Genomic DNA, 20,632 nt, shown 5'->3' on the forward strand with positions numbered 1-20,632 from the left:
TCAGGCCAGGTATTCGGTCGCCGCGTCCAGCAGCCAGTCCGTCAGATAGCCGGCGAAGGAGGAGCGCACCAGCACCCAGAATCCGGCGCGTGGTTGGTCCCGGGCGACCAGGACGACCTGGGTGCGGGCCAGCGTCGTCTGGGCGCAGCGGCCGGCGCCGAACACCCGCGGGTGCAGGTCGAGCGAGCAGCCGTGGGCCAGCAGGTCGCGGGCGCGGGGGCCGGCGACCAGCAGCGTGGTGCGCTGGGCGGAGACGTCGGTGACGGAGACGTGCTCGTCCCCGGCCGCCTCCCGGATGCGGGCCTCCACGGCCGCCTGGCTGCCCGGCGCCCCCACCACCAGCCATTCGTCCGGGCCGAGCCAGACCGCGGTCAGCTCCCCGGTCCGTACGACCGTGTTGGGTTCCAGGGGCAGTTGCAGTCCCAGCGCGAGCCCGACCGCGTCCGCCGCCCCTCCCTTGGCGTCCAGGCGGACGTTCACCTGGGCCAGGAAGGGCAGCTCGGCCAGCCGGATCGCGCCCCGGGAGGCGCGGGTCGCGGCGGCCAGGCGGTGGGCGTCGTGTGCCAGGGGGCTGCGGGGCGGGGCGGAAAGCGCGGTGTCAGCCATCGCGGTGGGCTCCCTCGGGGTCGTAGAGGACGGGGCTTGCGACGGTCACCGGGACCAGTCGGCCGCCCACGGGGGCGTACAGCCGCTCGCCGATGCGGTCCCGGCCGCCCTTGACCAGGGCCAGCGCGAAGGTCCGGCCCAGGGCGGCGCTGCGGTAGCTGGAGGTGACATGGCCGAGCATCGGGACCGGCGGGGCGGGCAGCACGCTGTCGGCCACCAAGTGGGTGCCCTCGGGCAGGAAGGTGCCGGGCTCCTCCGTCAACAGGCCGACCAGGTGCTTGCGGTCGGGGCGGGCGGTGTCGGCGCGGGCGTAGGAGCGCTTGCCGATGAAGTCGGGCTTCTTCTTGGACACCGCCCAGCTCATGCCGAGGTCCTGCGGGGTGACCGTGCCGTCGGTGTCCTGCCCGACGATCGGGTAGCCCTTCTCCGCCCGCAGCACATGCATGGTCTCGGTGCCGTACGGGGTGATGCCGTACGGGGCACCGGCCTCGCACAGCGCCTCCCACAGGGCGAGCGCCTCCCACGGCGATACGTTGATCTCGTAGGCGAGTTCACCGGAGAAGCTGATCCGGCACACGCGCGCGTCGAGCCCTGCGACTGTCGTCTCTCGCCAGGCCATGAACGGGAAGTCCTCGTTGGCGACGGCCAGTTGGGGTGCCAGCGAGCCGAGGACCGCGCGCGACTTGGGGCCGACCAGGGCAACGGTGGCCCACTGCTCGGTGACCGACGTGCAGTGGACGCGCAGTTCGGGCCACTCGGTCTGCAGCCACTCCTCCATCCAGTCCAGTACGGCGGCGGCGTTGCCCGTGGTCGTGGTGACCAGGAAGCGGTCCTGGGCGAGACGCATGACCGTGCCGTCGTCGAAGACCATGCCGTCCGGGCGGCACATGACGCCGTAGCGGATCATGCCGGTCTTCAGGGTGCTGATCATGTTGGTGTACAGCCGGTCGAGGAAGAGTGCCGCGTCCGGGCCCTGCACGTCGATCTTGCCCAGCGTGGAGGCGTCCATGAACGCGACGCCCTCGCGGGCGGCCGCGCACTCGCGCAGCACGGCCGACTCCATGTCCTCGCCGTCCTGCGGGTAGTACCAAGGACGCTTCCACTGGCCGACGTTCTCGAACAGCGCGCCGTGCGTGACATGCCACGCGTGCAGGGCCGTCGTACGCACCGGGTCGCTCAGTCCGCCCCGGTCGCGGCCGGCGAGCGCGGCGAAGGAGACCGGGACGTAGGGCGGTCGGAACGTGGTCGTGCCGAGCGCGGAGATGTCCACACCGAGCAGCTCGGCGACCACCCCGCTGGCGAGCACGCCGGAGGTCTTGCCCTGGTCGTTCGCGGTACCGGCGGTGGTATAGCGCTTGGTGTGCTCCACCGAGCGCATGCCGGCCGCCGTGGCGCGGGTCAAGTCGTCGACGGTGACGTCCCGTTGGAGGTCCACGAAGCGCGGGGCGCCCTCGCGGCCGGGGACGGTGAAGACCTGCATCGGCGGGGTAGGCCGCGGCTGTGCCGGTACGGCCGGGAGGGCGGGGGCCTGCGCCGCGTATCCCTCGGCCTCCAGCGCACGGACACCCGCCGCCGCACCCTGCGCCAGGACCCCGGCCAGGTCGAGAACACCGCTCGCACTGCCCGCGACCTCGACGGCCTGACGGCAACTGTCCGGCACGAAGGTGCCGAGCGTTTCGTCGTGGCGGAGCCTGCCGCCGGCCTGGCTGAACAGGTGCGCCACCGGGTTCCAGCCGCCTGAGACCAGGAGGAGGTCGGCGGTGAACTCCCTTTGTTTTTCGGTCCTTCCGTACGTGGAGACGGTGACCGAGGTCAGGCGGGTGTCGCCGTCCGTGCCGGTGACCGCGTGGCCGGGCAGCACCTCGATGCCTGCCGTGCGGGCACGCTCGGCCCACTCCCCCGCATCGTCACGGGTGTCGACGATCGCGGCGATCTCCACGCCCGCCGCGGCGAGGTCCAGTGCGGCGGCGTAGGCGCTGTCGTTGGTGGTGAACACGACGGCGCGGCGGCCGGGCAGGACGCCGTACCGGTTGGCGTAGGTGCGGGCCGAATGGGCCAGCATCACGCCGGGACGGTCGTTGTCGGCGAAGGCGAGGGAACGCTCGTGGGCGCCGGTGGCGAGCACGACGCGGCGGGCGCGGATGCGGTGGACGCGTTCACGGGCGACGTTGGGTGGGGCGGCGGCGCCTAGGTGGTTGGTGCGGCGCTCCACGGCGAGGAGGTGGTTGTCGTCGTAGTAGCCGAAGACGGTGGTGCGGTGAAGGACGCGGATGTCCGGCGATGTGGTCAGCAGCCGGGTCGTTTCGCTTACCCAGGTGGGGAGTTCGCCGGTGCCGAGGAGGCTGCCGCCGAGTTCCGGCTGGTCGTCGGCGAGGATGACGCGGGCGCCCGAGCGAGCTGCCGCTGCGGCTGCGGCGAGGCCTGCGGGGCCCGCGCCGACGATCAGTACGTCGCAGTGGTCGTGAACGGCGTCGTAGCGGGCCGGGTCCGGTTCGGTGGCGAGGCGGCCCTGGCCGGGGAGGCTGGTGGCGACGAGGCCGTCGTAGAGCTCGACGGTGGTGGCCGGGAGCATGGGCTCCGGGAAGGGTTCTTCTATCTGGATGACGGCGTTGGGTTCCTCTGCGCCGGCGGAGAAGATGCCGCGGGGGCGGCCGAGTTTGATACTTGTGGCGGCTTGGATGACGCCGTTGGCGAGCAGGGCGGAGGCCAGGGTGTCGCCTTCTCGGCCCTGGTATTCGGCGCCGTCGAACGTGAAAGTCAAGGTGCGGGTGTTTGTGCGGGTGCGGGTGCGTGCTGGGGGCTCTGCCCCCAGACCCCCGATCGGCCCCGAAAGGGCCTCGTCCTCAAACGCCGGACGGGCTGAATACAGCCCACCCCGCTCAGCCGTTGCGGGACGCTCCTCCCCCACTCGGTACACCGTCAGGATCTCGTTCGTCGATGTGTCCCGTACCGCGTTGAACCAGCGGCGGCATCCCGCCGTGTGGTTCCAGCGTTCGGCGAAGGGGCCCTTGGGGTTGTCGCGGAAGAAGAGGTAGCGGGCCCATTCCTCGTCGGTGAGGGCCGACGGGTCGTCCGGGTAGGGGATGTGGGCCTGGCCGCCGTAGTGGTACTCGGACTCGTCGCGGGGCCCGCACCACGGGCAGGGGATGAGCAGCATGGGTTGGGCTCCCTAGTGGGCCACCGCGGCGGCGCCGTGTTCGTCGACGAGCGCGCCGGTGGTGAAACGGTCGAGCGAGAAGGGGGCGTTGAGGGGGTGGGGGGTGTCGTGGGCGATGGTGTGGGCGTAGACCCAGCCGACGCCGGGGGTGGCCTTGAAACCGCCCGTGCCCCAGCCGCAGTTGAGGTAGAGGTTGTCGACGGGGCTGAGGCCGACGATGGGTGAGGCGTCGGGGCTGACGTCGACGATGCCGCCCCAGGTGCGCAGGACGTGGGCGCGGGCGAAGACCGGGAAGAGCTCCAGGGCCGCGGACATCTGGTCCTCGATGATGTGGAAGGCGCCGCGCTGGGTGTAGGAGTTGTAGGCGTCGATGCCCGCGCCCATCACCAGCTCGCCCTTGTGGGCCTGGCTGACGTAGACGTGGACGGCGTTGGACATGACGACCGTCGGGTGGACCGGCTCCAGGAGTTCGGAGACCAGGGCCTGCAAGGGGTGGCTCTGGACGGGGAGTTCGATGCCCGCCATGGCGGCGAGGACCGAGGTGTGGCCCGCCGAGCACAGGGCGACCTTGCCCGCCGCGATGGGGCCCAGATTGGTCTGGACGCCGACCACGCGGTTTCCGACCACGTCCAGGCCGGTGACCTCGCAGTTCTGGATGATGTCGATGCCGGCGGCATCGGCGGAGCGGGCCAGGCCCCAGGCGACGTGGTCGTGCTTGGCGATGCCCGCGCGCGGCTGGTAGGTGGCGCCGAGGACGGGATAGCGCACGTCCTGGCTGATGTTGACGATCGGGCAGACTTCCTTGACCTGCTCGGCGTCGAGGTACTCCGCGTCGACTCCGTTGAGCCGGTTGGCCTCGACGCGGCGCACGCTGTCGCGGACGTCCTGGAGGCTGTGGGCGAGGTTCAGCACGCCGCGCTGGGAGAAGAGGATCGGGTAGTCGAGGTCGTCGGCCAGGCCCTCCCAGAGCTTGAGGGCGTGCTCGTAGATGCCGGCGCTCTCGTCCCAGAGGTAGTTGGAGCGGATGATCGTGGTGTTGCGGGCCATGTTGCCGCCCGCGAGCCAGCCCTTCTCCAGTACGGCGACATTGGTGATGCCGTGGTTCTTGGCGAGGTAGTGCGCGGTGGCCAGGCCGTGTCCGCCGCCGCCGACGACGACGACGTCGTACGAGCGCTTCGGCTCGGGTGTGCGCCACAGGAAGTCGGGGTGTTCGGGCAGCTCGGCGCCGGGGGTGCGGGGGCTCATGCGGTGTCTCCGGCTTCTGTTGCCGCCTGTGACAGGGATGCCGCCTGTGACAGGGATGCCGCCTGTGACAGGGATGCCGCCTGTGACGGGGATGCTGCCTGTGACAGGTGCGGGTAGAGCGGGTGCCGGGCGGCCAGGGCCCGGGTGCGGGCGCGCAACGCGGCGGTGTCGGGGGCGGGTTGGAGGGCCAGCGCGATCACGTCGGCGACCTCGGTGAAGTCGTCCTCGGTGAAGCCGCGGGTGGCGAGCGCCGGGGTGCCGATGCGCAGGCCCGAGGTGACCATGGGCGGGCGCGGGTCGAAGGGCACGGCGTTGCGGTTGACGGTGATGCCGATGTCGTGGAGGAGGTCCTCCGCCTGACGGCCGTCAAGGTCTGAATCGCGCAGGTCGACCAGGACCAGGTGGACGTCCGTGCCGCCGGTGAGGACCTTCACGCCGGCAGCCGCCGCGTCGGCCTGGGTGAGGCGATCGGCGAGGATGCGGGCGCCGGCCAGGGTGCGGGCCTGGCGGTCGGCGAACTCCGGTGAAGCGGCGACCTTGAAGGAGACCGCCTTCGCGGCGATGACGTGTTCCAGCGGGCCGCCCTGCATCCCGGGGAACACCGCCGAGTTGATCTTCTTGGCGAGGTCGGCCTCGTTGGTGAGGATGACGCCGCCGCGCGGGCCGCCGAGGGTCTTGTGCGTGGTCGTGGTGGTGACATGGGCGTGCGGCACGGGGTTGGGGTGCAGTCCGGCGGCGACCAGGCCCGCGAAGTGCGCCATGTCGACCATGAGCAGCGCGCCGACCTCGTCGGCGATGCGGCGGAAGGCGGCGAAGTCCAGCTGCCGGGGGTACGCCGACCAGCCCGCGATGATCATCTTGGGGCGGTGTTCCTTGGCGAGGCGCTCGACCTCGTCCATGTCGACCAGGTTGTCGGCCTCGGAGACGTGATACGGCACGACGTTGAGCATCTTGCCGCTGTAGTTGATGCGCATGCCGTGGGTGAGATGACCGCCGTGTGCGAGGTCGAGGCCGAGGACGGTGTCGCCGGGCTGCAACAGGGCGAAGAAGACGGCCGTGTTCGCCTGGGCGCCGGAGTGCGGCTGGACGTTGGCGAACCCTGCCCCGAACAGGGACTTGATCCGCTCGATCGCCAACCGCTCGGTGACGTCGACGTGTTCGCAGCCGCCGTAGTAGCGGCGGCCGGGATAGCCCTCGGCGTACTTGTTGGTGGCGACCGAGCCCTGCGCCTCCATCACGGCGGTGGGCGCGAAGTTCTCGGAGGCGATCATCTCCAGGGTGGACTGCTGGCGGTGCAGTTCGGCGCGCAGGGCGTCGTGGACCTCGGGGTCCAGCTGGGCCAGCGGGGTGTTCAGCGCGTTCATACCGGGTTCGCGTTCCTCTCGGCGGCCTCGACGACGTTGGCGAGCAGCATGGCGCGGGTCATGGGGCCCACTCCCCCGGGCATCGGCGCGAGCCGTCCGGCGACCGAGGCGGCCTCCGGGTGCACGTCGCCGACCAGCCCCTGCTCGGTGCGGGTGATGCCGACGTCCAGGACGGCCGCGCCGGGGCGCAGCATGTCCTTGGTGATCAGTCCGGGCGACCCGGCGGCCGAGACGACGATGTCCGCCTCGCAGGTGTGCCAGGCCAGGCCCTTGGTTCCGGTGTGGCAGAGGGTCACGGTGGCGTTCTCCGACCTGCGGGTCAGCAGCAGGCCGATGGGGCGTCCGACGGTGATGCCGCGCCCGATCACGCACACCCGTGCGCCCGCGAGGGGCACGTCGTGGCGGCGCAGCAGCTCCACGATGCCGCGCGGGGTGCACGGCAGCGGCGCCTCGACGCCCAGCACGAGCCGGCCGAGGTTGACGGGGTGCAGTCCGTCGGCGTCCTTGGCCGGGTCCATCCGTTCCAGTACGGCGTTGGCGTCCAGGTGTGCGGGGAGCGGCAGTTGGACGATGTAGCCGGTGCAGGCAGGGTCGGCGTTGAGCTCGTCGATCACGTCCTCGACCTGGCTCTGCGAGGCGTCGGCGGGCAGATCCCGGCGGATCGACGCGATCCCCACCTGCGCACAGTCGCGGTGCTTGCCACCGACGTAGGCCCGGCTGCCCGGGTCGTCGCCGACCAGGACCGTGCCAAGCCCCGGCGCGCGGCCGGTGGTGGCTGCCAACTTGGCCACGCGCTCGGCGAGTTCGCTGCGGATGTCGGCGGCAGTCGCCTTGCCGTCGAGGAGTTGTGCGGTCACCGGTGGTGTTCCTTTCCTCGGATGCGACGCGGAGAGTCAGCCGCGCAGACGGGACATGCTCGGGTCGAACAGCGGCTCCTCGGCCACGACCGCCTCGATCCGCTGGTCGAAGTAGCCGATGTGCAGCGCGGTCCCGGGCACCGAGAGCTCCGCCGGCAGCCACGCGTAGGCGATCCCCTTGCCGATCGTGTAGCCGTACGCCGCGCTGGTGACGTAGCCGACGGCCCGCTCGCCGTCGTACACCGGCTCCTTGCCCATCACGACCGACCGCGGGTCGTCGATGGTCAGACAGGTCAACTTCCGCCGCACGTTCTCCTTGCGGTGCGACAGCGCCTCCCTGCCGGTGAACTCCCCCTTGTCGGGCTTGACGGCGAAGCCGACGCCCGCCTCGTAGGGGTCGTGCTCGTACGTCATGTCGGCGCCGAAGGAGCGGTATCCCTTCTCCAGGCGCAGGCTGTCGAACGCGCCCCGCCCGGCGATGATCCCGCCCAGCGGGCGAGCCGCCTCCCACAGCGTGTCCCAGAGCTTCAGGCCCTGGTCGGCGGTGGTGTACAGCTCCCAGCCGAGTTCGCCGACGTAGGACAGGCGCATCGCAGTGAGCGGGACGCTGCCGATGTAGGCGTGCTTGGCGCGGAAGTACTTGAGGCCGTCGTTGGTGAAGTCCGCGTCCGTGAGCGGCTGCAGGACCTTGCGGGCGAGCGGGCCCCACAGGCCGATGCAGCAGGTGCCGGGGGTGATGTCGCGGACCTGGACGGTGCCGTCGGCCGGCAGATGGCGGCTGAACCAGTCCAGGTCGAGGTTGCCGTTGGCGCCGACCTGGAAGCGGTCGCGGGCCAGGCGGGCCACCGTGATGTCGCTGCGGATGCCGCCGTCGCGGTCGAGCAGCAGGGTGTAGGTCACCGAGCCGACGGACTTGGCGACCTTGCCGGTGACCAGGCCCTCCAGGAAGGCGGCGGCGCCGGGGCCGGTGACCTCGAGGCGCTTGAGGGCGGTCATGTCGTACATCGCGACGGTCTCGCGGGTGACCTGGGCCTCGGCGCCGACGATGGGCGACCAGTACCGCGCCGCCCAGTCGTTGGGCGTGGGGATCGAACGGCCCTCCACCAGGTGCGCGTTGGCCTCGTACCACTGCGGGCGCTCCCAGCCGTTCGCCTCCAGGAAGAAGGCGCCGTGCTCCTGCTGGCGGGGGTGGAAGGGGCTGGTGCGGATCGGGCGCGGGTCTCCGGAGGGCTGCAGCGGGTGCAGGATGTCGTAGACCTCGACGAAGTTCTGGCAGTCGCGGGCCAGTACGTACTCCGGGGAGAGCTGGTGCGGCTCGAAGCGGTTGACGTCGCACTCGTGCAGGTCGAACGAGGAGCAGTGGCCGTCGACGAGCCATTCGGCCATGGCCCGCCCGACGCCCGCGGAGTGGGTGACCCAGACGGCCTCGGCGACCCAGAAGCCCTTGACGTCCGGGGACTCGCCCAGCAGCGGGAAGTTGTCGGTGGTGAAGGAGAACAGGCCGTTGATGCCTTCCTCGATCTTCGCCTCCCGCGTGGCGGGCAGCAGGGACTGGGTCTCGGCCCAGGCGGGCTCGAAGTCCTCCTCGGTGAACTTCAGGACCGAGGGCATCTCGGCGGCCTCGTCGAAGGAGAGGATCTCGTCGGCGGTGGTGGGCATGGGGCGGTGGCCGTAGTAGCCGATGCCGATGCCGTCGAAGCGGTCGCGGTAGTAGAGGTCGGCGTCCTGGTGGCGCAGGATCGGGCGGACCGCTTCCTCGGTCTGACCGGCGAGGGCCGGGACGGGGCCGGTCCAGGCGAGCTGGTGGCCGAGCGGGGTCAGCGGGAGGTTCATGCCGGCCATGCGCGCGATCTTGGGGCCCCAGATGCCGGCGCAGCACACGACGATGTCGGCGTCCAGCTCGCCGTGGTCGGTGACGACGCCGGTGACGCGGCCGTCGTCCTGGCGGATGTCGAGAACTTCGTGGCGGGCGAGGAAGCGCACGCCGCGCTCGGTGGCCCGGCGGATCTGTGCCTCGACCGCGAGGACCGCCTTGGCGAGGCCGTCGGTGGGTACGTGCAGGCCGCCGAGGACGCGGTCGCGGTCGACCAGCGGGTGCTGCTCGACGCACTCGTCGGGGGTCAGCAGCCGGGCCTCGATGCCCCAGGCCGTGATCCAGCCGTGGCGGCGCCGCAGTTCGGCCAGGCGCTCGGGGCTTGTCGCCACTTCGAGGCCGCCGACCTGGAGGAAGCAGGGCTGGCCGTCGACGTCGAGGGAGCAGAACTTCTCGACGGTGTAGCGGGCCAGTTCGGTCATGGTCTTGGAGGAGTTGGTCTGGAAGACCAGGCCCGGTGCGTGCGAGCTGGAGCCTCCCGTGGCCGGCAGCGGGCCCTGGTCGACCACGGTCACATCGGTCCAGCCTCGCGCGGAGACCTCGTCCGCGAGGGCCGCTCCCACGACGCCCGCTCCGATGATCACCACTCGGGGTCCCGCCATCGCCGCACCTCCGAAATCAAAACCAGCTAGTTGCTTTCTGCGCAACGCAGTTCGGGTTGCGCAACTCAATGTGCCTGCCGTGGGGAGGGGTGTCAAGAGGTCCGTGACGTCGGAGGACGCGGCCCGGAACGGCCCGGGACAAGGCGATGCCCGGCGGGCGGTGCACACCTGTGCGCACCGCCCGCCGGGCATGGGGTCACTGCTGTCAGACGGGGCTCACTTGACCCAGGCGTCCACCTTGTCCTTGTTGGCGTCGACCCATTTCTTGGCCGCCGCGTCGGGCGTCATCTTGTCCACCGCGATGTACTTGGCCACGGTGTTCTGGTCGTCGTTGGTCCAGTGGAACTTCTTCACCAGGTCGTAGGCGGGACTGCCCGACTTGGCGAACTTGGCGCTGACGATCTTGTCGAGGTCGTAGACGGGATAGTCACAGGCGATCTTGGCCGCGTCCGCGTCGCAGCCCTTCTTGTAGGCGGGCAGGGCGACCTTCTTCAGCGGCACCTCGGACATGAACCACTGCGGCTCGTAGAAGTAGCCGATCACCCATTCCTTGTCCTTCTCGGCCTTGCGGTAGGCCTGGATGAGCGCGGTCTCGCTGCCCGCGTACACCACCTTGAAGTCCAGCTTCAGATTCTTGACGAGGGCGGCGTCGTTGGTGACGTAGGAGGGGTCGCCGTCCAGGAGCTGGCCCTTGCCGCCGGACTCCGACGTCTTGAACTTGTCCGCGTACTTGTCGAGGTTTCTGTAGTCGAGGATGTCGGGGTGCGCCTTGGCCAGCCACGGCGGCACGTACCAGCCGATGACGCCCTTGTTGCCGGTGGAGCCGGCTTCGACGGCGGTCTTCTGACCGGTGATGTACTTCTTCTTCAGGTCGTCGTGGCCCCAGTTCTCCAGGACGGCGTCGATCTCGCCGGTCCCGAAGCCCTGCCAGGCGATCTCCTCCTTGAGGTCCTTCTTGTTGACCGTGCAGCCCAGGTCGTGCTGGGCGACGTAGGCGACGACCGCCGCGTCCGCCTCGTAGCCCACCCACGGGTTGACGGCCAGGTTGAAGGTGCCGCACTTGCCCGAGCTGCCGCCCGAGCCCGCGGAGTCGTCGCCGACCTTCGCACCTCCGCACGCGGTGAGGGTGAGGCCGAGGACGGCCAGGCCGGCCGCGCCGGCTCGCCAGGTTCTTGCCATGGTGTCCTGCTCCTTATGCACCGGTGCGTCGCGCCGCAGCCTGAGTGATCCGGTCGAACATGACTCCGAGCAGTACGATGGCGAGCCCCGCCGCCAGCCCCTTGCCGTACAGCTCTCCCTGCGAGAAGCCGGCCACGACGTCGTAGCCGAGGGCGCCCGCGCCCACCAGGCCGCCCACAACAACCATCGACAGCACGTAGATCAGGCCCTGGTTGGTCGCGAGGGTCAGGGCGCTGCGTGACATCGGCAGCTGGACCTTGGTGATGATCTGCCGGGTGTTGCTCCCGGCGGAGGTGGCCGCCTCCACGGTGGCCTCGGGCACCGCCCGTACACCGTCCGCGATGATCTTTATGGCGACGGGTGCCGCGTAGACGACGGCGGCGACGATGGCCGTGAAGCGGGTCGCGCCGAACAGCGCCAGGAACGGCACCAGATACACGAACGGCGGCATGACCTGGGCCGCGTCCAGGGTGGGCCGCACCAGCCGGTCCACCAGCATGCTGCGGCCCATCCACACCCCGAAGACGATGCCGAGCACCATCACCAGGACCGTCGCCACCAGCGTGGAGGCGGTCGTGGTCATGGCGTCCGACCACACGCCGGTGCCGACCAGCAGGCCCACGCACACCGCGGTGGTGACACCGGCCTTCCAGCCGCCGAGCACCACGGCGAGCGCGACCAGCACCAGGCCGACCAGCCACCAGGGCGAGTCGGTCAGCAGCGACTGGAACGGGTTGAGCAGCACGTTGGTGATCACGTCGCGGATCGCGTTGGTCAGACCGGAGAGGTTGTCCTGCGCCCAGTTGGTCACGCTGTCGGCGGCACTGGCGATATGGCTGCCGACGGTGCCGTCGCCGGGGAAGTCGGCCGCCCACACATAGGTGTGCGACAGATAGATCAGTACGGCGGCAACGACTGCGCCGGCGCCGAGCAGCGGGTTGCGCCACTTCAGGAAGCGGTTCTTGGAGCGGCGGGCGTTCTCCTCACGGGTGCTGGCCGCAGTGGTCACACGGTCGAGCACGATCGCCATGACGACGATGGCGAGGCCCGCGTTGAAGGCGGTGCCGACGTCGAGGGACTGCAGTGCCTGCACGACGGTCTTGCCGAGGCCGGGCGCGTCGATCAGGGCGGCGATGGTGACCATGGCCAGGGCGGCCATGATGGACTGGTTGACGCCCATCACCACGGTCCGCTTGGACATCGGCAGCAGGACCTTCTGCAGCGTCTGCCGCCGGGTCGCGCCGAGGGAGTCGGCCGCCTCCGCCGTGGTCTCGGGTACGGAGCGGATGGCGTGCGCGGTGATGCGGATCGCGGGCGGGGCCGCGTAGATGACGGTGGCGATCGTCGCGGAGGCCGGTCCGATCAGGAAGATCAGGGTCAGCGGGGCGAGATAGACGAAGGTCGGCATCGTCTGCATGAAGTCCAGGAACGGCGTCACGATCCCGTTGAACCGGTCGGACAGTCCCGCCCAGATGCCCAGCGGGATGGCGAACAGCAGCGCCACGAACACCGCGGAGATCGTCAGGGCCAGGGTGTCCATGGACTCCTGCCACAGGCCCTGCAGCCCGAAGAAGGTGAAGCCGGCCACGGCGAGCAGCGCCACGCGCCAGTTGCCCACGGCCCAGGAGACATAGCCCGCGATGCCGACCACGCCGAGCCAGCCGATCTGCGGGAGGGGACGGCCGGGCGGCGGCTGGGAGATCAGATGCTGTACGAAGGTCACCAGGTTGTCGATGACCAGCCGGATCTCGTTGAAGAAGTACAGGAAGAGCGGGTTGGAGTTGCGGTTGGCGCCGACGGAGTCGTTGACGTCGTTGAACCACCGGTGCAGATCGGTGAGATCGGCCGTGGCGAGCGTGAGCGTCTGCTTGCCGCGCAGCACGAAGAACAGCACCAACCAGGCGACCAGGATGCCCGCGACCACCGTGGTCCGGTTGACCTTGCGCACCTCCCTGGCGGGCGCCTCGGGTGCGGCCGGGCCCGTGGTCTCGGGTTTCTCGATGGCGACGGTCATCACGCGCCGCCTTCCTGCCCGGCCACCACGGAGAGGATCTCCTCGTCGCCGACGATGCCGAGCAGCTTGCCGTTCTCGACGACCTTGACCGGCCTGTGGGCGGCCAGCACGGTCCGGGTGGCTTCCCGTACGATCACGTCGGGGCCCAACTCCGGCCCGTCCAGGGCGTCTTGGTCCTCCGGTGCGCGCATGATCCAGCGCAGGGTGAGGACTTCGCCGCGCGGCACGTCCTTGACGAACTCGCTGACGTAGTCATCGGCCGGTGCGCCGACGAGTTCGTCGCCGGTGCCGCACTGGACCATCTTGCCGTCGCGCATGATCAGGATGCGGTCGCCCAGCTTGAGCGCCTCGGAGAGGTCGTGGGTGATGAACACCATGGTCTTGCCGACCTCGTGGTGCAGCCGGATGACCTCGTTCTGCATGTCGCGGCGGATCAGCGGGTCCAGCGCGGAGAACGGCTCGTCGAAGAAGAGCACGTCCGGATCGCCCGCCAGGGCGCGGGCGAGGCCCACCCGCTGCTGCATACCGCCGGAGAGCTGGTCGGGGTAGGAGTTCTCGTAGCCGGACAGGCCGACCAACTCCACCACTTCCAGGGCCCGTTTGGTCCGCTCGGCGCGGCCCATGCCGCGGATCTCCAGGCCGAAGCACACGTTGTCGACGACCCGGCGGTGGGGCAGCAGCCCGAAGTGCTGGAAGACCATGGAGAACTTGCTGCGGCGCAGGTCGCGCAGCCGTTTGTCGTCGGCCTGGCGGATGTCCTGGCCCTCGAAGACGACCTCGCCCGCGGTGGGTTCGATCAGCCGGGTCAGACATCGCACCAGCGTGGACTTGCCCGAGCCGGACAGGCCCATGACGACGAAGACCTCGCCGGGCGCCACGTCGAAGCTGACGTCGCGTACGGCCGCGGTGCAGCCCGTGCGGTCCATGAGCTCGCGGCGGGTCAGGCCGCACAGTTCCTCGGAGTCCGGCACCCGGTCCGCCTTCGGTCCGAACACCTTCCACAGTTTGCGCACGGATATGACCGGAGTCCCGTCCGACTCCTCGGGCGTGCCGCGCCGCTGCGCCACCTCGGTCTGAGTTGGGGTCACGATCGACCTCTTTTCGGCGTTCAGCCGCTGAACCAGCGCTGCGGCCGGGGTTGGATGTTCTGCCAGATGTGCTTGGGCTCCCGGTACTCGTCCAGGCCGCTGCGGCCCAGCTCCCGGCCCACGCCCGAGTGTCCGAAGCCGCCCCATTCCGCCTGGGGTACGTAGGGGTGGTAGTCGTTGATCCACACCGTGCCGTGGCGCAGCCGCCGGGCGACCCGCTGGGCCCTGCCCGCGTCCTGCGTCCAGACGGCGCCGGCCAGACCGTAGTCGGTGTCGTTGGCGATGCGTACGGCATCGTCCTCATCGGTGAAGCGTTCCACGGTCAGCACGGGCCCGAAAGACTCCTCGTGCACCACGCTCATGTCCTGCGTGCAGGCGTCGAGGACGGTCGGCGGATAGTAGTGGCCGTTCGCCAGCGCGGGGTCGTCCGGGCGGGTGCCGCCGCAGCGCAGCACGGCGCCCTCGGCGATGCCTGCCGCGACGTAGGCCTCGACCTTCGACAGGTGCTGCGCGGAGATCAGTGCCCCGGTCTCGGCGTCGGGGTCGAAGGGGCCGCCGAGGCGGATGAGGCGGGCGCGGCGCACGACCTCGTCGACGAAGCGGTCGTGCAGCGCGTCCTCGACGATGAGCCGGGCACCGGCCGAGCAGACCTGCCCGGAGTGCAGGAAGACGGCCGTCAGCGCGAAGTCCACGGCCGCTTCGAAGTCGGCGTCGGCGAAGACGACGTTGGGGTTCTTGCCGCCGAGTTCGAGGGCCACCTTCTTCACCGTGGCGGCGGCGGAAGCCATGATCCGCTTGCCGGTCTCCAAGCCGCCGGTGAAGGAGACCAGGTCGACGTCGGGGTGCTCGGACAGCGGGGCGCCCACCTCGGGGCCGGTGCCCAGGACGAGGTTGGCGGCCCCGGCCGGCAGGCCCGCCTCCTGAAGTGCCTTCATCAGCAGGACGGAGGTGGAGGGGGTGAGCTCGCTGGGCTTGAGGATGATGGTGTTGCCGGCCAGGAGCGCCGGGGCGACCTTCCAACTGGCCTGCAGCAGCGGGTAGTTCCAGGGTGTGATCAGTCCGCAGACGCCGACGGGTTCGTAGACGACGCGGCTCACGGCGTCGTCGCGGCCGGTGTCGATGACGCGTCCGGCGTCGGTGCCGGCGATGCCGCCGTAGTGGCGGAAGCAGGCGACGACGTCCGCGATGTCGTACTCGCTCTCCACCAGCCGCTTGCCGGTGTCCAGCGACTCGGCGCGGGCGAACTCCTTGGCGTCGCGCTCCATCAGGTCGGCGGTGCGCAGCAGCAGTGCGCCGCGCTCGCGTTCGGGGGTGCGGGGCCAGGGCCCCTCGTCGAAGGCCCGGCGGGCCGCGGCGATCGCGGCCTCCGTGTCGGGGCGCGTCCCTTCCGCCACGGTCGCGACGAGCGTGCCGTCGGCGGGGCAGCGGATGTCGCGCTGCCCTTTCGCCACCGGCTCCCGCCATTCGCCGTCCACATACAGGTGTGCCACGCGCCAAGCCCTTCAGCCGAAATGCGTTGCGCATCGTGCATTCGATTGCTTGTGGTGGAACACAGTGGCGAAAGCGCCGACGCCCGTCAAGTGGTTGGCGGATGACGATTTGGCCATGTGGCCCATTACCGGGCCACCCCTTGACCGCAGCCGCACGACGAGCCGACCATGTTGCGCATCGCTCACCTTGTTGTGCAATACGCACCGACGGAGGCCGCCCATGTCCCCTCGTCCGCAGCCCGGCCGCAGTTACGTGCTCACGCTCTCGTGTCCCGACAGCGCGGGACTGGTCCATGCCGTCAGCGGCTTCCTGGTCCGCAACTCCGGCAACATCCTGCAGAGCCAGCAGTTCGACGACCGCCTCCAGGACCGCTTCTTCATGAGGGTCCACTTCGACGTGTCCGATCCCGACGCGGATCTGCAAACACTGCGTTACCGCTTCGGCCCGGTCGCCGAGGCCCACCGCATCTCCTGGACCCTGCACGACGCCTCGACCCCGACCCGGACGCTGATCATGGTGTCCAGGTTCGGGCACTGCCTCAACGACCTGCTCTTCCGCTGCCGCACCGGCGCCCTCAACATCGAGATCCCGGCCATCGTCTCCAACCACCGCGACTTCGAGGGCCTGGCGCAGACGTACGGCATCCCCTTCCACCACGTCCCGGTCACCAAGGACACCAAGCCCGAGGCCGAGGCACGGCTGCTGGAGCTGGTACGGGAGCTGGACATCGACCTGGTGGTGCTGGCCCGCTACATGCAGATCCTCTCCGACGACCTCTGCAAGCAGCTCGAGGGTCGCGCCATCAACATCCACCACTCCTTCCTGCCCAGCTTCAAGGGGGCACGACCCTACGAACAGGCCTACGCCCGCGGCGTGAAGCTGGTCGGCGCCACCGCGCACTATGTGACGCCCGACCTGGACGAGGGCCAGATCATCGAGCAGGACGTGGTCCGCGTCGACCACTCGCTCGACCCCTCCGAACTGGTCACGGTGGGCCGCGACGTGGAGGCGCAGGTGCTGGCGCACGCGGTGAAGTGGCACAGCGAGAACCGCGTGATGACGCACGGCAACCGCACGGTGGTCTTCCGCTGAGCGGGACGTGAGCTACGGGCGGGCCGGACTTCCGGCCCGCCCGTCCTTCGTATACGAATGCGGCGCTACGGCGACAGGGCCCCGAGCCGCGCCAGCAGCGCCCGGCGCCAGCGCTCCGTCTCGGCGATCTGGTTGAAGGTGAACAGGTGCAGACCGGCCACCCCCGCCGAGGGAGCGGTCAGCGCCCGCTCGCTGCGGGACAGGAACCGCTCGGGCGCGTAGCCGCCCGGTGCCGCGAACCGCCAGAACCAGGACGCGTGCCTGGTCAGAAAGCGCGTCGACTCCCCCACCCCGATCTTCGTCGCCACGGCCAGCAGCTTCGCCCGCTGCACCGGCCCGGCGACGCCCACGTACAGGGGCAGGGTGACGCCCCGCCGCCGTATCCGGGCGATCCACTCGTCCAACACCCGAGGATCGAAGCAGAGGTTGCTGACGATGTAGTCGGCGTGGGCCTGCTTGTCCCACATCGCCTGGACCGTGAGGTCGTCGTGGAGGAGCGGATGGCTCTCGGGATAGCCGGTGATGCCCACGCGGGCGAACGGCTTGCCCAGTTCGCTCAGCCGGCGCAGCACCGGCAGCGCCCCGTCGTAGGGCCCGGCCGGCGGGTCCGCGTCGCCCGCGGGCACGAAGACGTCGTCCACGCCCGCACCGCGCAGCCGTTCCACGACCTCCTTGAGGTGGACGTCGTCGCGCAGCAGCCGCGCGGGCACGTGCGGCACGACCCGGTAGCCGTGCGCGGTGAGCCGGCCTGTGAGGTCGAGCGTCGGCTCCAGGCCCTTGACCGGCGACGCCGTGACGGTGATCGCGACGTCGCGCGGGACATGGGCGAGGACCTTCTCCTCGGTCGCCCGCGCGGGCAGCACTTCGTAGCGGACGCTGCCGAGCAGCGCCCCCAGTCCTGCGGCACCCAAGGTCTCACCCCGTCTGCTTCTGGGCGTCGCGCTGCTTCCTGGCGTCGGGGTGGCGGTAGTACGCGGCCTTGGATGCGGGCAGCGGCTCCTTGCCCAGGATCAGGTCGGCGGCCTTCTCGGCGACCATCATGACCGGGGCGTAGATGTTGCCGTTGGTGACGTACGGCATCACCGACGCGTCCACCACGCGCAGGCCCTCCAGTCCGTGCACCCGCATGCTGGTGGGGTCGACGACGGCCATCTCGTCGGTGCCCATCTTGCAGGTGCAGGAGGGGTGCAGGGCGGTCTCGCCGTCCTTGGCGACCCAGGCGAGGATCTCCTCGTCGCTCGCCACGGACGGTCCGGGAGAGATCTCGCCGCCGTTGTAGGGGGCCAGCGCGGGCTGGTTGAGGATGTCGCGCGCGACGCGGACGGCCTCGACCCACTCCCGTCGGTCCTGCTCGGTGGAGAGGTAGTTGAAGCGGAGCGCCGGCTTCACGTTCGGGTCCCTGCTCTTGATCTTCACTGAGCCGAGGGCGTCGGAGTACATGGGGCCCACGTGGACCTGGTAGCCGTGGCCGCCCGCGGGCACCGAGCCGTCGTAGCGGACCGCGATCGGCAGGAAGTGGAACATCAGGTTGGGGTAGTCGACGTCCTCGTTGCTGCGGGCGAAGCCGCCGGCCTCGAAGTGGTTGGTCGCCGCCGGGCCCTTCCTGAACAGCCATTGCAGGCCGATGAGGGGCGCCCGCCACTTCGCCAGGTACGGCTGCATGGAGACGGGCTGCTTGCAGGCGTACTGGATGTACACCTCCAGGTGGTCCTGCATGTTCTCGCCGACGCCCGGCAGGTCGTGCACGACGTCGATGCCGAGGGCACGCAGCTCCTCGGCGTTGCCGACGCCCGAAAGCTGCAGCAGCTGCGGGGAGTTGATCGCGCCGCCGCAGAGGATGACCTCCTTGGCGCGGACCTGCTGCACGGCGCCCTTGCCGCGCCGGAACTCCACGCCGACCGCCTTCTTGCCCTCGAACAGGACGCGGGTGACCAGGGTGCGGGTCTTCACGGTGAGGTTGGGCCGCTTCATGGCGGGCTTGAGGTAGGCCTTCGAGGCCGACAGCCGGCGTCCGCGGTGGACGTTGCGGTCGAACTTGGCGAAGCCCTCCTGCCGGTAGCCGTTGACGTCGTCCGTGGGGGCGTAGCCGGCCTCCTCGGTGGCCTTGAGGAAGGCGCCGAAGAGCGGGTTGGTGGCCGGGCCGCGCTCCAGGACGAGGGGGCCGTCGTGGCCGCGGAACTCGTCGTCCGGGTCGGCCGCGAGGCAGTTCTCCATCCGCCGGAAGTACGGCAGGCAGTGCGCGTAGTCCCAGTTCTCCATGCCTGGGTCGGCGGCCCAGCGCTCGTAGTCCATGGGGTTGCCGCGCTGGAAGATCATGCCGTTGATGCTGCTGGAGCCGCCCAGCACCTTGCCGCGGGCGTGGTAGACGCGGCGGCCACCCATGTGGGGCTCGGGTTCCGACTCGTACTTCCAGTCGTAGAAGCGGCTGCCGATCGGGTAGGTCAAAGCCGCCGGCATGTGGATGAAGACGTCCCACGGATAGTCGGACCGGCCGGCCTCCAGGACCAGCACGCGGTGGGCCGGATCGGCGGAGAGTCGATTCGCCAGTGCACTGCCGGCCGAACCGCCGCCGACGATGACGAAGTCGTATTGCAGTGGAGCCATGGTGCCTCGTCTCGCTCGCGCCGTCGATGTGCGACGCATGCTAGCGCCGTACCGCGATGCGCACCAGGTTGCGAACAACGCAACCTGACGGCCGTTGTGGGCCACGGCATCCGCGACGGCGTGACTGATTCGCATGACATACGGCGGCCTGGGCAGGCGAGAACCCGAAGGGCTCTGCCTGCGGGTGGCCGGGCCGGCGAGGCGGGAGGCGGATATGGAGGGGCAGCCCTTGCGGCTCACGCCTCGCTGGATGGATGCCCACCTGCTGGTCGTCGAGGCGGAAGGGGTGTTCGACGCCGAGTCGGCGCCCCTGTTGTGCGGGCCGCTGGTCCGGATGCTGCGGGTGGGACACCGCCAGTTCGTGATCGACTTCCAGCGGGTGACGCGCTTCGACAACGCCGGCATCCAGCTTCTGGCGGCGGCCCGGCGCACCATCCGCGCCGAGGGCGGCATGCTCACGCTGGTCGCGGGGCCGGATGCGCGCAGCGCCTTCAACACCGCGGACCTCGGCCGTCCGGCCTTTCTGTACGGCAGTGTCGTCGAGGCGTCGCGGGCATGCAGAGCCGCACGTCAGGACTGAGATGCCTGCGCAACGGTCCACAAACCGGCTACCGACAGGTAACAACTTGTGCCGTAGTGCGCGTATAGTTTCGCTGTGAGCAACCATAGTGAAGAAGCCGAAACGTCCCATGCACCGGCCGGTGGAGTGCAGTCGGTCGATCGCGCCATCAGCGTCCTGGAGATCCTCGCGCAGCGTGGTGAGGCGGGCGTGAGTGAGGTGGCCGGTGAGATCGACGTCCACAAGTCCACCGCCTTCCGCCTGCTCGGCGCGCTGGAGTCGCGCGGACTGGTGGAGCAGGCGGGCGAGCGGGGGAAGTACCGGCTCGGCTTCGGCATCGTGCGCCTCGCCGGAGCGGTCACGGGCCGTATCGACATCACGCAGCAGGGCCGCCCGGTGTGCGAGCGGCTCGCCGAGGAGCTCGGCGAGACCGTGAACATCGCGGTCATGCAGGAGCACTACGCGATCAACCTCTACCAGGTGCGCGGCCCCGGTGCGATCACGGCCCACAACTGGGTCGGCCAGCTGACCCCGCTGCACGCCACCTCCAGCGGCAAGGTCCTGCTCTCGCACCTGCCGGCCAAGGACCGGTCCGCGCTGCTGGCCGAGACCGGTCTGAAGAAGGTCACCGCGCGCACCATCACGGCGAAGACGAAGCTGGAGAAGAGCCTGGCCGAAGCGCGCGAGCGCGGGTACGCCTGGACCCTCGAGGAGTTCGAGATCGGGCTGCACGCCATGGCGGCGCCGGTGCGCAACCGCGACGGCCAGGTCATCGCCGCGCTGAGCGCCTCCGGCCCGGCCTACCGCTTCACCGAGGGCCGCATGCACGAGCTGGCGCCGGTCCTGCTCAAGGGCGCGGAGGAGATCAGCCACCGGATGGGATACCTGGGCTGAACCGTTC

15 protein-coding genes are annotated in these 20,632 nt (G+C 70.1%); 3 read left to right on the forward strand and 12 right to left on the reverse strand.

The window, feature by feature from the left end; genetic code table 11:
* From JYK17_RS00865 to JYK17_RS00910, 10 genes are all read right to left on the reverse strand, one after another.
* The gene (locus JYK17_RS00865; protein WP_222809550.1) at window positions 1-606 is read right to left on the reverse strand and encodes a sarcosine oxidase subunit gamma; all 606 of its coding nucleotides are present in this window, start codon (window positions 604-606) and stop codon (window positions 1-3) included.
* Window positions 599-3,763, reverse strand: a complete 3,165-nt coding sequence (locus JYK17_RS00870) for a sarcosine oxidase subunit delta family protein (RefSeq protein ID WP_222809551.1) — start codon at window positions 3,761-3,763, stop codon at window positions 599-601. The genes JYK17_RS00865 and JYK17_RS00870 overlap by 8 nt, the downstream gene beginning before the upstream one ends.
* Before the next feature lie 12 nt (window positions 3,764-3,775).
* Window positions 3,776-5,008, reverse strand: a complete 1,233-nt coding sequence (locus tag JYK17_RS00875) for a sarcosine oxidase subunit beta family protein (protein ID WP_108009708.1) — start codon at window positions 5,006-5,008, stop codon at window positions 3,776-3,778.
* Window positions 5,005-6,372: a serine hydroxymethyltransferase gene (gene glyA, locus JYK17_RS00880; protein WP_128803810.1), complete on the reverse strand. Its 1,368-nt coding sequence runs from the start codon at window positions 6,370-6,372 to the stop codon at window positions 5,005-5,007. The genes JYK17_RS00875 and glyA overlap by 4 nt, the downstream gene beginning before the upstream one ends.
* Window positions 6,369-7,229 (reverse strand): bifunctional methylenetetrahydrofolate dehydrogenase/methenyltetrahydrofolate cyclohydrolase, encoded by an 861-nt coding sequence (locus JYK17_RS00885; protein WP_222809552.1) that lies wholly within the window; start codon window positions 7,227-7,229, stop codon window positions 6,369-6,371. Before JYK17_RS00885 ends, glyA begins: the two co-directional genes overlap by 4 nt.
* 36 nt (window positions 7,230-7,265) lie before the next feature.
* Entirely contained in the window at window positions 7,266-9,704 is a 2,439-nt protein-coding gene (locus tag JYK17_RS00890) for a GcvT family protein (RefSeq protein ID WP_222809553.1), read from the reverse strand.
* A 216-nt stretch (window positions 9,705-9,920) separates the two neighbouring features.
* Window positions 9,921-10,883 carry an ABC transporter substrate-binding protein gene (locus JYK17_RS00895; RefSeq protein ID WP_108009716.1) on the reverse strand — a complete coding sequence of 321 codons (963 nt, stop codon included), beginning with the start codon at window positions 10,881-10,883 and terminating at the stop codon, window positions 9,921-9,923.
* Window positions 10,884-10,896: 13 nt separating this feature from the next.
* A complete protein-coding gene (locus JYK17_RS00900; RefSeq protein ID WP_108009718.1) occupies window positions 10,897-12,897 on the reverse strand; it encodes an ABC transporter permease in 2,001 nt (666 codons plus the stop codon).
* Window positions 12,897-13,985 carry a quaternary amine ABC transporter ATP-binding protein gene (locus JYK17_RS00905; protein WP_108009720.1) on the reverse strand — a complete coding sequence of 363 codons (1,089 nt, stop codon included), beginning with the start codon at window positions 13,983-13,985 and terminating at the stop codon, window positions 12,897-12,899. Before JYK17_RS00905 ends, JYK17_RS00900 begins: the two co-directional genes overlap by 1 nt.
* A gap of 20 nt (window positions 13,986-14,005) precedes the next feature.
* Window positions 14,006-15,475, reverse strand: a complete 1,470-nt coding sequence (locus JYK17_RS00910) for an aldehyde dehydrogenase family protein (RefSeq protein WP_222809554.1) — start codon at window positions 15,473-15,475, stop codon at window positions 14,006-14,008.
* A 220-nt stretch (window positions 15,476-15,695) separates the two neighbouring features.
* Here JYK17_RS00910 and purU point away from each other — a divergent pair, with 220 nt between their 5' ends.
* Window positions 15,696-16,568 (forward strand): formyltetrahydrofolate deformylase, encoded by an 873-nt coding sequence (purU, locus tag JYK17_RS00915; protein WP_108009724.1) that lies wholly within the window; start codon window positions 15,696-15,698, stop codon window positions 16,566-16,568.
* Between the two features lie 65 nt (window positions 16,569-16,633).
* Here the strand turns inward: purU and JYK17_RS00920 are convergent, their stop codons facing one another.
* Complete coding sequence (locus tag JYK17_RS00920; protein WP_108009726.1) at window positions 16,634-17,479, reverse strand: methylenetetrahydrofolate reductase; 846 nt, start codon at window positions 17,477-17,479, stop codon at window positions 16,634-16,636.
* 4 nt (window positions 17,480-17,483) lie between these two features.
* Window positions 17,484-19,172, reverse strand: coding sequence for a choline dehydrogenase (gene betA / locus JYK17_RS00925; RefSeq protein ID WP_128803807.1), 1,689 nt, complete (start codon window positions 19,170-19,172; stop codon window positions 17,484-17,486).
* 229 nt (window positions 19,173-19,401) lie between these two features.
* Here betA and JYK17_RS00930 point away from each other — a divergent pair, with 229 nt between their 5' ends.
* Together JYK17_RS00930 and JYK17_RS00935 are read left to right on the forward strand one after the other, a co-directional pair.
* Window positions 19,402-19,752, forward strand: coding sequence for an STAS domain-containing protein (locus JYK17_RS00930; protein ID WP_164932312.1), 351 nt, complete (start codon window positions 19,402-19,404; stop codon window positions 19,750-19,752).
* Window positions 19,753-19,878: 126 nt separating this feature from the next.
* Entirely contained in the window at window positions 19,879-20,625 is a 747-nt protein-coding gene (locus JYK17_RS00935; protein WP_108009732.1) for an IclR family transcriptional regulator, read from the forward strand.
* The last annotated feature ends 7 nt before the right edge of the window (window positions 20,626-20,632 follow it).

Origin of the sequence: Streptomyces plumbidurans, from assembly GCF_019857225.1 — a bacterium.
Classification (GTDB): Bacteria; Actinomycetota; Actinomycetes; order Streptomycetales; family Streptomycetaceae; genus Streptomyces; species Streptomyces plumbidurans.

Coding starts and splice junctions, on each gene's coding strand:
- JYK17_RS00865 (WP_222809550.1), bottom strand. CDS start 606: ATGGCTGACACCGCGCTTTCCGCCCCGCCCCGCAGCCCCCTGGCACAC.
- JYK17_RS00870 (WP_222809551.1), bottom strand. CDS start 3,763: ATGCTGCTCATCCCCTGCCCGTGGTGCGGGCCCCGCGACGAGTCCGAG.
- JYK17_RS00875 (WP_108009708.1), bottom strand. CDS start 5,008: ATGAGCCCCCGCACCCCCGGCGCCGAGCTGCCCGAACACCCCGACTTC.
- glyA (WP_128803810.1), bottom strand. CDS start 6,372: ATGAACGCGCTGAACACCCCGCTGGCCCAGCTGGACCCCGAGGTCCAC.
- JYK17_RS00890 (WP_222809553.1), bottom strand. CDS start 9,704: ATGGCGGGACCCCGAGTGGTGATCATCGGAGCGGGCGTCGTGGGAGCG.
- JYK17_RS00895 (WP_108009716.1), bottom strand. CDS start 10,883: ATGGCAAGAACCTGGCGAGCCGGCGCGGCCGGCCTGGCCGTCCTCGGC.
- JYK17_RS00900 (WP_108009718.1), bottom strand. CDS start 12,897: ATGACCGTCGCCATCGAGAAACCCGAGACCACGGGCCCGGCCGCACCC.
- purU (WP_108009724.1), top strand. CDS start 15,696: ATGTCCCCTCGTCCGCAGCCCGGCCGCAGTTACGTGCTCACGCTCTCG.
- betA (WP_128803807.1), bottom strand. CDS start 19,172: ATGGCTCCACTGCAATACGACTTCGTCATCGTCGGCGGCGGTTCGGCC.